The following is a 13398-nucleotide window of genomic DNA, read 5'->3' on the forward strand; positions in this document are numbered from 1 at the left end:
TTATCAACCTTATTAAAAATCATTTATTATAATTTACAATATAAGATTTTAAAGTCATTCTTAAAATATTTTTATTTAAAATAATAATATACTCACCAAGATCCCATAAATAATTTAAAGGTGTTACCAATGTAGCCTCGCCAAACTTTTTCTTTACCTCAATAAAAATTGAATACTGGGATATTAATTTTTTATCAAAAACAAAAGTGTATGAAAACATTTTATTTTTGTCAAAATTAAAAACAGCATATTTTAAATGAGTTTTAGCAATAAATTGCAAAGTCTGTTTTCTAGCATAAGGAAATTCAACTTCTTCAACATCATAATAAAAAATAGTGCTCTTGAGAACATTGTCTTTAACAGACTCCATACTAGAACCCATAACAAAAGATGTAAAAATAGAAAATAAGTAATAAACTGTAATACCCATACAAAGCCTTTAACCATAAACAATATAAAGAAAAAGTATAACAAATAAAAAACTTGAAAATAAATATAGTAAAATATTCACATTAACCCCAAAATGGAAAAGCCTTATAAAGACTTTAGAAACTACTCCATCACTCGCCATTCTTGCTCTTTCTTTTCTTTTAAAGGGCTTTTCTTTAAGCTCTTGAAAAGGGCTATAGTGACAATTAGGGCAGCCCTCTCCAAAGGCAGAAACTGGACCTACATGCCGACAATTTGGACATTCGATATCACCAAGCTTAGCAGCACAGTTAGGGCAAATAGTCCTATTAAGTCCAACTTTTTCACCACATTGCTCGCAAAAAACTTCAAAATTTACCTTTGCCAAACGAAAATTCCTCAAATTTTATTTAAAAATAAAGCATATAAAATACTATATAATTAATTATAATAAAAAAATGAATGAATATCACATATTTAAGGAATGCTAAAACATGAAATCAGGATTTGCAGCAATACTTGGTAGACCATCAACTGGAAAATCTACCCTTTTAAATTCAATATGCGGGCATAAAATATCAATCATATCCCCTATTCCACAAACAACTAGAAATAAAATAAAAGGAATCTTTACAGACGACAGGGGACAAATCATTTTTATAGACACACCTGGATTTCATCTGAGTAAAAAAAAGTTTAATATCGCAATGATGAACAACATACACTCTTCAATAGGAGAAGTTGAGCTTATTCTATACATAATCGACATACAAGATACACCTGGAGAAGAAGAAAATAAAATGCTAGAAATAATTAAAAACTCTAAAATTAAATTTTTAGTACTACTTAATAAAGTTGATCTTAAAAATACAAAAATAAAAGAAATAACGCAATTTCTAAAAGAAAAAGGAATAGAAGATAGCAATATAATTAAGATATCTGCTGAGAAAAAAATTAACACAGAAGAATTAAAAAATAAAATTTACGAAAATTTTTCAGAAGGCCCACTTTATTATCCACAAGAATACTACACAGATCAAAAAATAAATTTTAGAATTAGTGAAATAATAAGGGAAAAGGCTATTGAAAACTTAAAAGAAGAACTTCCCTATTCTTTGTATGTAGATATTGATACCCTAGAAAATAAAAAAAGAGGTCTTTTTATTAGAGCAAATATTTTTGTAGCCAATGAAAGTCAAAAAGGAATAATTGTGGGAAAAAACGGAAAAGAAATAAAATCAATAGGAGAAAGGGCAAGAAAAACAATTGCAAAAATTTTTGAAACAAAATGCAACCTTTTTCTCCAAGTAAAACTAAAAAAAAATTGGAACAAAGAAGACAAACTAATAAAAAGACTCATAAATTAATATATAATTGCGATTTTCTAAATTCTTGAAACTTAAAAAATAAAATGCTAAAATTTGGATTAGGAATAAAATGTGAAAACAGCACACTGGGCAGATTTTTATGCAGAAAAAATAAAAAAAGACAAAGGTCCTAAAAACTTATACACAGTAGCATCGGGAATTACTCCATCTGGAACTGTACACATTGGCAATTTTAGAGAAGTTATTTCGGTAGACCTTGTAGCAAGGGCTTTGAAAGATTCTGGATCAAAAGTAAGATTTATTTATTCTTGGGATAATTACGATGTATTTCGAAAAGTTCCAAAAAATATGCCAGAACAAGAACTTCTTACAACTTATTTAAGGCAAGCAATAACAAGAGTGCCTGACACAAGAAGCCATAAAACAAGTTACGCAAGAGCTAATGAAATTGAATTTGAAAAATATCTGCCTATAGTGGGAATCAATCCCGAATTTATCGACCAAAGCAAACAATATACCAACGGTGTTTATGCAAGTCAAATAAAATTTGCACTTAATCATAAAAAAGAACTGTCTAATGCATTAAACGAATATAGAACTTCAAAGCTTGAAGAAAATTGGTATCCAATCAGTATATTTTGTACAAAGTGTAATAGAGATACAACAACTGTAAATAATTATGATAATCATTACTCTGTTGAGTACTCATGTGAATGCGGAAATCAAGAATCTCTAGATATAAGAACCACATGGGCCATTAAGCTTCCCTGGAGAATAGATTGGCCTATGAGATGGAAATATGAAGAAGTTGACTTTGAACCTGCAGGAAAAGACCACCACAGCAGTGGCGGCAGTTTTGATACATCTAAAAATATTGTAAAAATTTTTCAAGGCAGTCCCCCTGTAACATTCCAATATGACTTTATTTCAATAAAAGGACGTGGTGGAAAAATATCTTCCTCATCAGGAGATGTCATATCACTTAAAGATGTTCTTGAAGTTTACACACCTGAAGTCACAAGATTTTTATTTGCCTCTACAAGACCAAATACTGAATTTTCGATCTCATTTGATCTTGATGTAATTAAAATATACGAAGATTACGACAGGTTTGAGAGGATTTACTATGGTGTAGAAGATATAAAAGAAGAAAAAAAAAGAGCATTTAAAAGAATTTATGAGCTATCTCAACCATATATGCCAAGCAAAAGAATCCCTTATCAAATAGGATTTAGACATTTGAGTGTAATATGTCAAATATTTGAAAATAATATAAATAAAATTCTAAATTACCTAAAAAACGTTCAAGAAGACCAAAAAGACAAACTAATTAATAAAATTAAATGCGCAATTAATTGGATAAGAGATTTTGCACCCGAAGATTTCAAATTTTCATTAAGGTCCAAATTTGATAGTATCGAAATACTAAAAGAAAATAGCAAAAAAGCAATTAATGAACTTCTGAATTTTTTAAAGAAAAATTTTGAAGTTGCTACAGAGCAAGACATTCAAAACGAAATATATAAAATTTCAAGAGAAAATAATATAGAGCCCGCTTTGTTTTTTAAACAAATTTATAAAATTTTAATAGACAAAGAAAAAGGGCCTAAATTAGCTGGATTTATCAAAATAATTGGTATTGAACGCTTTGAAAAGATTGTAAGTAGATATATTTAAACCTTAAAATAATAAAAAAATAAGTCATATAATTATGACTTATTAACAATTTATACTAATAGAGTATTATTACCTTAACTTTCCTTGACTAGCAACAGATTCCATTGCCTTTTTAATCTTGTTTTCATCACCTAAATAGTAATGTTTAATAGGATTTAAATCTTTATCTAATTCGTAAACTAAAGGAATACCCGTAGGAATGTTAAGCTTTAAAACATCTTCTTCGCTTAAATTATCAAGATATTTAACAAGAGCTCTTAAAGAATTACCATGAGCAGCAACAATAACTTTTTTACCTTCAAGAATTTCTTTTGCAATCTCATCAATCCAATAAGGAATAACTCTTGCAATAGTATCTTTAAGACACTCTGTTGAAGGAAGTTCTCTTTTAGGAATATATTTATATCTTGGATCCTTAATTGGATGATGATCATCAGACTCATCTAAAGACATTGGGGGCACATCATAACTGCGTCTCCAAATTAAAACCTTATCTTCCCCATATTTTGCAGCTGTTTCCGACTTATTTAAACCCTGCAAAGCTCCATAGTGTCTCTCATTTAATCTCCAAGTTTTTTTTACACTAATATAAGCTTGGCCTAGTTCTTTTAAAATAATATTTAAAGTATCATTGGCCCTTGACAATAAAGAACTAAAAGCAATATCAAAAAAATAGCCTTCTTGCTTGAGAAGTAAACCTGCCTCTATAGCCTCATCGACACCTTTATCAGAAAGTTTAACATCTGTCCAACCAGTAAAAAGATTTTCTTTGTTCCACTCACTCTCCCCATGTCTTACTAAAACTAATTTATACATAAAATCTCCTAGCATATTATTTTATTTACTAATACTAATAATTATAAATTAGCACAAAATCTAGTCAAGATTTCAACCTTAATTAAATAATGATATACTTTAAAATAAATTGAGCTTTAAATTAATTCAAGCAAGGAAAAAAATATGGAAAATCAAAAAATTTTGGTAGCAAAATATGCAATTGATCGCTACATCAAAAGCAACATGAACCTTGGAATCGGAACAGGTACAACTGTTTATCATGCAATAAAATATTTAAGCGAAAAGCTAAAATCAGGTAACTTAAAAAATTTAAAATTTTATACAACAAGTAGCGATACAAAATATTTACTCTCAAAAGAACAAATTCCTTATGAATCAAATTTTTCAAAACTTAACAAAAATTTAGACATTGCAATTGATGGAGCTGATGAAATTCTATTAGAAAAAAAAAGCTTAATAAAAGGAATGGGGGGAGCACATCTAATGGAGAAAGTAATAGCTTACAATTCAGAAACATTACTAATAATAGCAGATGAAACAAAAATTGTAAAAAAATTGGGAACAAAAATGCCTATTCCCATAGAAGTTGCCCCAAATGCTGTTGGATTTATTATGACTAGACTTGAAGAAATGAATTTAGACATAACCTTAAGAATTTGCAACGAAAAAAAAGGACCCATTATAACTGATAATAATAATTATATTTTGGATGTAAAAATGCACGTAGAAAATCCCGAAGGGACAGAAAAATACTTTAAACTATTTCCGGGTATACTTGAGATTGGGATATTTAATCATAAAAACACAAAAATAGTTTATTACCAAAATAAACAAATCAAGGAAGCCTAAACTTAACTTTAAAAAAGTTATCATCAAAATAGTTTATAATTTTTACTAAATAAAAATCTAACTTAAACCTTTCACGCCCTTTTAATAACATAATACTATCATCAAAAACAAACTTTCTACTTAAATTTGAGCAATAATTAATAAACTGAACAAATTGTTTTTCATTATACTCAAATTTAAGCCTAAGAGACCGCAAGTTAACACCTTGGATGGTTCCAAGTCCTTGAATAAAATGATAAATAAAAAAATCTAAATCCTCTAGCAATTTAAACGTTACTAAGTGATTATTTGCTTTAACAAAACCACTATCTTTTCTAATCAAAGCTCTTACATTATTATCCTTGTCATTACAGAAAAGTAGGCTTACAGCATGCAATCCTAATCCTAAATATGGTTTTAACTTCCAATTTAGCTTATTATGCTTACTCTCATGGCCCTTTAACGCAAAATTGGCAATTTCATAATTAATGTAACCATTAGATTCTAAACACTCTAAGGCACAAAACCACAGCTTTTCTGATTCAATGCTATTATTAAAATTTCCCAAAGCAAGGTCTTCTTCCTCATATATAAAATCACTAAAACAAATATGCTCGGGCATATATGAAAGCAATTCTTGTAAATCAAGCTTGAGATGAGACTTTTTTTGCAAAGGCATATTAATACTCATATCAATATTTAAATCAAAAGGAAACTTTCTAATATTGTTAATTAGAATATTTATTTTTTCATAAGAAATTTCAGGAATCCCCATAATCTTTCTAAATTTTAAAGAAAAACTTTGAACACAAAGATTAATTCGAGTAATATAAAATTCATCTAAAAGTTTGAATTTTTCAAAATCAACATGGCCTGGAATAATTTCTAAAGTAAATTCTTCTAATAAAGCTAAATTAATATATTTGGACAAAGAAGTGAAAATAAATTTTAAATTATCCTGCCTACACAAACAAAAATCTACATGCTTAATGTAAAGTGTTTTTATAATTGGATGACCTAATAAAGTTAAATGATATTTTAATTCCTCTAAAATTCTATTAAAAATGCTAAAATCTTTACAACAAAATGAAATATTAATATAAAGACTTAACTCGATAAGAGGTAAAAGATCTACTCTCATAATTAGTCTTTTAAAAATTTAAGTTTAATTATAACATATATAAAGTATAAAATATTTATTATATTTAAAAAATATAATAAATAAAAGAAATTTGAAGGAGATTTTTTAATGACCAAAGACTACTATAATATACTTGGAATACAAAAAAATGCTAGTAATGAAGAAATTAAAAAAGCTTACAAAAAATTGGCAATAAAATATCACCCGGACAAAAACAAAGGAAACAAAATAGCTGAAGAAAAGTTTAAAGAAATAAATGAAGCTTATGAAATTTTATCTTCTCCTGATAAAAAAAGAAATTATGACGCTTTGGGCAGCACCAATTTTAATAGTAACAACGACCATTTTGAAAGGGAATTTAACAGCTCAAGATTTAGCAATTTTGAAGATTTAGATTTTTTTTCCAAAATCTTTAGTGGATCTTCAAGAAAAACAACAGACAAAGAAATAACTGTAAATATTTCACTTTATGATGCTTACATGGGAGGCAAAAAAATACTACTTATAAACAACAAAAAAACTGAAATAATAATCCCAAAAGGAACATTAGAAACAACTAAAATAAAAATAAATAACAAAGGTCACATTAATCCAATTTCTGGAATAAAAGGAAGCTTAATGGTCAAATTTACTATATCAAGCTATAAAAAATTCAAACTAAATGGAAAAACCTTGGAAACAACAATAGAAGTTTATCCATGGGAAATAGCTTTGGGTTGCGAAAAACTATTTGAAACAATTGAAGGGAAAAAAATAAAACTTAAAATTCCTTCGGATGCAAAAAATGGAGAAATTTTAAACCTAAAAGGACTAGGAATGCCTATAATTGGAAGCAGCTTAAAAAGGGATCTTAAAGTAACTTTGATAGTAAAAATTCCCAAAATAATAAATAACGAAGTAAAAACTATTTACGAAAGATTAAAAGAGATATATAGTTAAAGTGTTTCTGAAAATAAATGACCAAAGTTTTTTAAATTTGCCTCCCAGCCTGACCTATATTCATTAAATTTATTTATTTTAGACTCATATTCTTTGATTCCATCCTCAATATTGTCAAAATTCTTAGCAATATCCACTGAAAATTGAAAAACATCTCCTTGTCGGGGAGCAAGAGTAAAAAAGGCAAATTTCCAATTTCCAGAATTTATAGTAGATACGATCCTTTTCTGAAAAACATAATCGGAGATTAAAACAAATTTTTGAAATTCTTTTCTTCGTAAATAAATAAGCTCATTCCACTCATTAAAAATAGCATCTGGCAATTCGCTTAAACCGATCTCAATTATATTATTGATAGATAAAAGAATTTGTAAAATTTCCAATAAATTCAAATAATAACTATCAAAACATTGAATTGTAATTTCAAGTAAAGCAATTTTTATAAGAAGCTTAGAAATGTCAAGACTATGGTCTTTCATAATTTTATCAATTCTATCTTTTGTGTGGTCTATAATAAATTTTTTATGAGTTTCTTTAATATTACTACTTTTTTTAATTTGCTCTACTTTTTCATAATAATCATTAATTTCTTTATTAATTACATCTAAATTATTACTATTAGCCTCATTGGAAAAAAAATCCAACGAATTACTAAGTCGCACTAAAAATTCTTCTTGAATAAAGAATGTAGCAATTCTTATACAAGAAAATGGAGCTTTGCTCTTTTTTTCAAAATTTTCAATTTTTTGCTTAAGGTCTACTCTAAAATTTAAATATTTAAGCTTGTCTAAAAATTTATTAAAATGGGAAACATCTTCTAACAATTCATCTTCTTGAACGTCTAAAAATTCTGAATGGGGATGATATTTCCTTATCAAATTTTTAATAATATGCAGAGTATCTAAAAAAATAGCTTTATTAGCATCCCAAGATTTACTGATGCTGGGATTAAAATCCTTATAAATCTTATCCAAAAACACAAGCTTATCTTTAAGTAAATTAGCATCGTTAATAAGGCTTGACTGCTCTCGATAAGAATAATAATTTATTAAACTATACCTAAAAATGCTAAAATTAAGATATTTTTGAAAATCAAAAAATCTATAAAATCCTAATGAACCAAAATCAAAAAACTTCATGCCACAATATCATCTTATTCAAAGATTTACTTTATCTTTTTATACAGATTTAAAAGTATTGGAGACGCTATGAACACAGAAGAATAAGTTCCAACAATTACCCCTACCATAAATACCAAAGAAAAATCTTTTATAGGCCCTTCAGTAAACACATAAATAGAAAATACTGCAACAAATGTTGTAACTGAAGTCAAAACAGTTCTTGATAAAGTTTGACTAATGCTTATATTTAGCACATTCAAAAATGTGTTATCGGTTAATCGCCTAACATTATCTCTAATCCTATCAAAAATAATTATTGTGTCGTTTAAAGAATATCCAATAATGGTTAGTATTGCCACAATAATATAACTATTAATCTCTATTCTAAATGCCCCTAAAAAAGCTACTATGAAAAATATATCATGAAATGTTGAAAGTATGGAAGCAATAGCATAACTTAGTTTAAATCTTAAAGTTATATAAATCAAAATCAAGGCAAATGTTCCTAATACCAAAAATATTGACTTAATTCTCAAAGTAGAAGAAAAACTTGAATCAATAAAATAAGAATCTAAAACTTCAATATTAACATTAAATGTTTTTTTAAGCTCATCCATTATTGTTTTTTGCACTTCCGTTTTAAAAGCATAATCAATGACATCTGACTTTACCATAATGGAGAATTCACTTTTATTATTATTTGGTGAAAAAATGCTATTAACCTCTAAAGCTTTATAAAGCGGGGAGAATATTCTTTTAATTTCATTTTCTTTAATGTCTGATTTTTCTATTGAAAGATTAATATTAACTCTAGGAGAAAAATCTATCCCCCAATTGTACCCACCATGATAAAAAAAGGTATAAATAAGTCCAATCAAAGTCAAAATAACACTAACAATTAAAACATTGCTTCCATATTTTAAAAAATTAATTACTCTTTGCATATTTTGAACTCCAAGATATACTTACAAATTTGCTTTTTCTAACAGATATGATAAATTCCAAAATAAATCTTGAAAAAATCAAACTACTAAAAAGAGACGCCACAATTCCAACAGAAAGAGACCATGCAAAACCTTGAATAACTCCCGTTCCAAGAAGAGTTAAAAAAAGCACCGCAATAAATGTCGTTATATTTGCATCCATAATAGATAAAAAGGCCTTTTTAAAACCATCTTCAAAAGCTTTTTCAAATTTTCTGCCTTCTCTAATTTCTTCTTTAATTCTCTCATAAATGACTATATTTATATCCACAGCCATACCCATTGTCAAAATAAGACCTGCAATACTTGTTAAAGTTAAAGTAAAATTAAAGGCCGACAATATTGCTAAAATTAAAAATACATTATAAATAACAAGTGAAAATCCAGCCACAAGGCCACTCAAACCATAATAAACACACATAAATAAAAAAACCAAACAAAGAGCAAGCACAGAAGCTTTAACACCAAGATCAATAGTCTTAGCACCAAGAGTAGGACCTATTATTCTCAAATCATCTATTTTAATCTCAACCGGAAAAGCTGCAGTTTTAAACACCAGCGCAAGATCTAGGGCTTCTTTTTTGTCAAAAGAATCGCCTTGAATTGAAACATTACCACCAGTAATAGCATATCCAATTCCCGCCACGGACTTAATTTTACCTTCCATAACAACAGCTAAAGACTTTCCAACATTTTTTTGAGTAAATTTAAAAAATTTTTCACTTCCATCAACATCAAGGTTAAAAGCAACAATATCTCTACCTGTTCTAGGATCATTAGAAACCCCAGCATCTTTAATGTGAGCACCGTCAAATGAGTTTTCAGGACTTGCATCAACTACATAATAACGAACTGATGACTCATCATCCACTCCATAAGGATCTTTAACATACCAAGGAAAAATTTGTTTACTATCTGGAAGATTCATATTCGTCTGAATTTCGGCAATAGAAAAAAGAGAGCCCGCTTCTAAAATTTTTTTATGCAAAAGGGATGTAGATTCGTCATCAACCACATAAAAAGTCAAATTGCCTTTTCCACTCAAAAGGGTACCTACCCTACTCTCATCTTTTTCTCCAGGAATATCTAAGAAAATTTTATTTCCTCCAGCCTCTCTTGCAATTTTAGGCTCTGTAAGCCCGAACCTATCTACCCTATCCTTAAGAATTTGCATTATGCGATAAATAGCATCTTCTTTCTCAGCAAAGGTCAAAGAACGCCCTAATTTTTTTTCAACACTTGAATAATCAAGAGAAATGGTAACACTCATCCCTCCAGACAAATCAAGTCCAAGATGTATTATTCTGCTTTTACTCTTCTTTATGTTCTCATAATATCTATAAATCTCTAAACTTACTTCTCCCATATCCGAATCGGTCAAAAATCCTTCACGCAAAGATTTGACAGTAAAAATTTTAGGCGGGGTTTTCATTGAAGACTTATAATTATTTTTTGCTATCGGAATCAAATAAGACAAACTAGGGGGAATACTGCTATTGGGATCTTTATTATACAGCTCCTTAAGCTTAACAAGATCATTCAAAGCTTTTTCCTTTGAATAATCCCTTAAAGCCTCTTGTGAATATGAGCTTATTTTTTTATCCTCAATGCTCATAAAAAAATACCACTTTAAAGTCGGGAATATTAAAAGACACGCAAAAAACGTTACCAACAATATCAATATAAGCTTAGATCCTTTTTTCATTATACAAATCCTTAAAATTTTTAAAAAATACCATTATTAGCTACCAATTCTAATTTCACCTTAAATTATAATACCTTTTTAACTTCATTTTTTTCGGACAAAACTTTATCAATAGAGTTTTTTACAAATACTGCTTCAATATTTGGACTTAATTCTAAAATAACATCCGTATCACCTAGTTTTTTCACAACTCCAAAAATTCCACCTATTGTTAATACCTTATCACCTTTTTTTAAATTTTTTATCATTTCTTTTTTATTCTTTTCTTCCTTGCGCTGAGGAGATATCACTAAAAACCAAAAGATAGCAATAACAGGCGCAAAAACTAATAAACTTCGGAAAAAGCTACTATTGCTGCTAAATTCTTGCAATAAAAACACAAAACCTCCTTACTATACATATGTCACTTTTATCTTATCAATATTATCAGGATAAACCACTCCAAATAAAAGCTTAAAGTCGTCCTTTTTAGTATAATTAGAATTACTTATTTTATTGTACTCTGCAATTAAATAATTAATAAGAGCATTGTCATCTCTATAAAGAGCCTTACTAAAGGCACTCCTATAAAGCCCAAGTTCAAAAAGTTCTTTAACGCTTTTGCCTTTGTTTTCTCTTAAAAGCTGCCTATCTACTATTGCTTTTGAACAATCATAACCTATACAAAAAACAAATTCATCCTCACTCAAAATAATTCCTTTGAATAATAAAATATTCCACCGGCAAAAACACAAGCTCACCGGTGAAATTTTAATTTACATCATTCCCATTCCTGGGTCCATAGGATAACCGCCACCACCAGAAGTATTTTTCTCTTCTTTAATATCGGTGATTGCACATTCTGTTGTTAATAAAAGTCCAGCAATTGAAGCAGCATTTTGAAGCGCACTTCTTGTAACCTTAGCAGGATCAATTATTCCACTCTCAATCATATTTACCCACTTAAAGCTGGAAGCATCAAACCCAAGCCCTTTTTTCTCAGTTTTAATTTGATGAATATAAATAGATCCTTCAAAACCGGCATTTGAAATAATCTGTCTCATTGGCTCTTCAAGACTTCTTTTTACAATCTCAAAACCTTGCTTTTCCTCATAGCTTAATTTGCTTGTATCTATTGTATCTAAATACATAGCAACTTCAATAAGGGTTGATCCACCACCAGGCACAACACCTTCTTCAACAGCAGCACGAGTTGCAGAAAGAGCATCTTCAACTCTATGTTTTTTCTCCTTAAGCTCTACTTCAGTAACAGCTCCAACATTAATAACAGCAACTCCGCCAACAAGCTTTGCAAGACGCTCTTGAAGCTTTTCTTTATCATATTCAGATGTTGAATCTTCAATTTGTTTTTTAATAAGCTCTGAACGCTCCTTTATTTGTTCTTTATTGCCAGCATTAATAATAGTAGTATTATCTTTATCAACCTTAATAGTTTTAGCCTGTCCAAGTTGCTCAATCTCAACTGTCTCAAGTGTAAGGCCTAGTTCCTCACTGATTAAAACACCGCCAGTAAGCACTGCAATATCCTCAAGCATTGCTTTTCGTCTATCACCAAAACCAGGCGATTTAATTGCACAAACCTTTAAAGCTCCTCTAACGCTGTTTAAAACAAGAGCTGCAAGAGCATCCCCTTCAATGTCCTCAGCAATAATTAATAAAGGTTTATTTGTTCCCAAAACTTTCTCAAGAACTGGTAAAAGCTCTTTAATGGAGCTAATTTTCTTCTCATATATTAATATGAAAGCATCGTCAAAACTAACGCTCATATTCTCTTTATTGGTGGAAAAATAAGGAGAAAGGTACCCTCTGTCAAATTGCATACCCTCAACATAAGAAATCGTAGTATCAAAAGTTTTTGACTCTTCAACCGTTATAACCCCATCTTTTCCAACTTTATCCATTGCCTCAGCAATTTTTTCACCTATATAACTGTCATTATTAGCAGAAATTGAAGCCACTTGTGCAATCTCTTCCTTTGTTGTAATCTTCTTTGCAGACTGACGAATTTTTTCAGCAGCCAAACTTACAGCATGATCTATTCCCTTTTTTATCCCAATAGGATTAATTCCTGAGGAAACATTCTTAAGGCCTTCTCTTGCAATAGCATAAGCAAGAACAGTGGCGGTTGTTGTTCCATCACCAGCAACATCATTTGTTTTAATAGCAACTTCCTTTAAAAGCTGCGCTCCCATATTTTCAAACGGATTTTCAAGCTCAATCTCACGAGCAACGCTAACCCCATCTTTTGTAACTGTTGGAGAACCGAATTTTTTATCAATAAGAACATTTCTCCCTTTTGGCCCAAGAGTTACTTTTACAGCATTGGATAATTTTTCAACGCCACTAAGTAAGCTTTTTCTAGCATCCTCATTAAAATATATGTCTTTAGCCATAAAAATTTTACCCCTTTTTATACATAAAATAATTTATATTTAACACTATAAGATTAACATAAACTTAATACATTCGC

General features: G+C 29.1%; 14 protein-coding genes. 4 read left to right on the forward strand and 10 right to left on the reverse strand.

Going from position 1 to position 13398, the window contains the following annotated elements:
• Window positions 1-19 precede the first annotated feature (19 nt).
• Entirely contained in the window at window positions 20-430 is a 411-nt protein-coding gene (locus HNP63_RS00925) for a hypothetical protein (RefSeq protein WP_048830674.1), read from the reverse strand.
• 9 nt (window positions 431-439) lie between these two features.
• Complete coding sequence (locus HNP63_RS00930) at window positions 440-796, reverse strand: hypothetical protein (protein WP_004789769.1); 357 nt, start codon at window positions 794-796, stop codon at window positions 440-442.
• Window positions 797-902: 106 nt separating this feature from the next.
• On the opposite strand from HNP63_RS00930, the gene era reads away from it, so the two are divergent.
• Both era and lysS read left to right on the forward strand, forming a co-directional pair.
• Entirely contained in the window at window positions 903-1775 is an 873-nt protein-coding gene (era, locus tag HNP63_RS00935) for a GTPase Era (RefSeq protein ID WP_004789548.1), read from the forward strand.
• A 72-nt stretch (window positions 1776-1847) separates the two neighbouring features.
• Window positions 1848-3413, forward strand: coding sequence for a lysine--tRNA ligase (gene lysS / locus HNP63_RS00940; RefSeq protein WP_004789499.1), 1566 nt, complete (start codon window positions 1848-1850; stop codon window positions 3411-3413).
• 69 nt (window positions 3414-3482) lie between these two features.
• Here lysS and gpmA read toward each other — a convergent pair whose 3' ends face one another.
• Entirely contained in the window at window positions 3483-4229 is a 747-nt protein-coding gene (gene gpmA / locus HNP63_RS00945; RefSeq protein WP_183226988.1) for a 2,3-diphosphoglycerate-dependent phosphoglycerate mutase, read from the reverse strand.
• A gap of 144 nt (window positions 4230-4373) precedes the next feature.
• On the opposite strand from gpmA, the gene rpiA reads away from it, so the two are divergent.
• A complete protein-coding gene (rpiA, locus tag HNP63_RS00950) occupies window positions 4374-5060 on the forward strand; it encodes a ribose 5-phosphate isomerase A (RefSeq protein WP_011601152.1) in 687 nt (228 codons plus the stop codon).
• On the opposite strand, the gene psgB is transcribed toward rpiA, so the two are convergent.
• Window positions 5047-6180, reverse strand: coding sequence for a HemN-related non-iron pseudo-SAM protein PsgB (psgB, locus tag HNP63_RS00955; protein ID WP_183226990.1), 1134 nt, complete (start codon window positions 6178-6180; stop codon window positions 5047-5049). The two genes, rpiA and psgB, sit on opposite strands and share 14 nt — an antisense overlap.
• A gap of 108 nt (window positions 6181-6288) precedes the next feature.
• On the opposite strand from psgB, the gene HNP63_RS00960 reads away from it, so the two are divergent.
• Window positions 6289-7119, forward strand: coding sequence for a DnaJ domain-containing protein (locus tag HNP63_RS00960; RefSeq protein WP_004789886.1), 831 nt, complete (start codon window positions 6289-6291; stop codon window positions 7117-7119).
• Here HNP63_RS00960 and HNP63_RS00965 read toward each other — a convergent pair.
• From HNP63_RS00965 to groL, 6 genes are all read right to left on the reverse strand, one after another.
• Window positions 7116-8258 carry a hypothetical protein gene (locus HNP63_RS00965; RefSeq protein ID WP_183226993.1) on the reverse strand — a complete coding sequence of 381 codons (1143 nt, stop codon included), beginning with the start codon at window positions 8256-8258 and terminating at the stop codon, window positions 7116-7118. The two genes, HNP63_RS00960 and HNP63_RS00965, sit on opposite strands and share 4 nt — an antisense overlap.
• 26 nt (window positions 8259-8284) lie before the next feature.
• The gene (gene secF / locus HNP63_RS00970) at window positions 8285-9184 is read right to left on the reverse strand and encodes a protein translocase subunit SecF (RefSeq protein ID WP_004789811.1); all 900 of its coding nucleotides are present in this window, start codon (window positions 9182-9184) and stop codon (window positions 8285-8287) included.
• The gene (secD, locus tag HNP63_RS00975) at window positions 9168-10928 is read right to left on the reverse strand and encodes a protein translocase subunit SecD (RefSeq protein WP_048830669.1); all 1761 of its coding nucleotides are present in this window, start codon (window positions 10926-10928) and stop codon (window positions 9168-9170) included. Before secD ends, secF begins: the two co-directional genes overlap by 17 nt.
• Window positions 10929-10993: 65 nt before the next feature.
• Window positions 10994-11308, reverse strand: coding sequence for a preprotein translocase subunit YajC (gene yajC, locus HNP63_RS00980; RefSeq protein WP_004789662.1), 315 nt, complete (start codon window positions 11306-11308; stop codon window positions 10994-10996).
• A gap of 12 nt (window positions 11309-11320) precedes the next feature.
• The gene (locus HNP63_RS00985; protein WP_048830668.1) at window positions 11321-11617 is read right to left on the reverse strand and encodes a hypothetical protein; all 297 of its coding nucleotides are present in this window, start codon (window positions 11615-11617) and stop codon (window positions 11321-11323) included.
• A gap of 66 nt (window positions 11618-11683) precedes the next feature.
• On the reverse strand, window positions 11684-13321 hold the full coding sequence (groL, locus tag HNP63_RS00990; RefSeq protein ID WP_183226995.1) for a chaperonin GroEL: 1638 nt from the start codon (window positions 13319-13321) through the stop codon (window positions 11684-11686).
• Between the last annotated feature and the right edge of the window lie 77 nt (window positions 13322-13398).

The organism is Borreliella afzelii (assembly GCF_014202295.1).
GTDB classification, from domain to species: domain Bacteria; phylum Spirochaetota; class Spirochaetia; order Borreliales; family Borreliaceae; genus Borreliella; species Borreliella afzelii.

Bases quoted from the DNA above. Each gene is read 5' to 3' on its own strand.
- secF (WP_004789811.1), bottom strand. From the start codon at position 9,184: ATGCAAAGAGTAATTAATTTTTTAAAATATGGAAGCAATGTTTTAATT.
- HNP63_RS00965 (WP_183226993.1), bottom strand. From the start codon at position 8,258: ATGAAGTTTTTTGATTTTGGTTCATTAGGATTTTATAGATTTTTTGAT.
- rpiA (WP_011601152.1), top strand. From the start codon at position 4,374: ATGGAAAATCAAAAAATTTTGGTAGCAAAATATGCAATTGATCGCTAC.
- secD (WP_048830669.1), bottom strand. From the start codon at position 10,928: ATGAAAAAAGGATCTAAGCTTATATTGATATTGTTGGTAACGTTTTTT.
- HNP63_RS00925 (WP_048830674.1), bottom strand. From the start codon at position 430: ATGGGTATTACAGTTTATTACTTATTTTCTATTTTTACATCTTTTGTT.
- gpmA (WP_183226988.1), bottom strand. From the start codon at position 4,229: ATGTATAAATTAGTTTTAGTAAGACATGGGGAGAGTGAGTGGAACAAA.
- groL (WP_183226995.1), bottom strand. From the start codon at position 13,321: ATGGCTAAAGACATATATTTTAATGAGGATGCTAGAAAAAGCTTACTT.
- HNP63_RS00960 (WP_004789886.1), top strand. From the start codon at position 6,289: ATGACCAAAGACTACTATAATATACTTGGAATACAAAAAAATGCTAGT.
- psgB (WP_183226990.1), bottom strand. From the start codon at position 6,180: ATGAGAGTAGATCTTTTACCTCTTATCGAGTTAAGTCTTTATATTAAT.
- era (WP_004789548.1), top strand. From the start codon at position 903: ATGAAATCAGGATTTGCAGCAATACTTGGTAGACCATCAACTGGAAAA.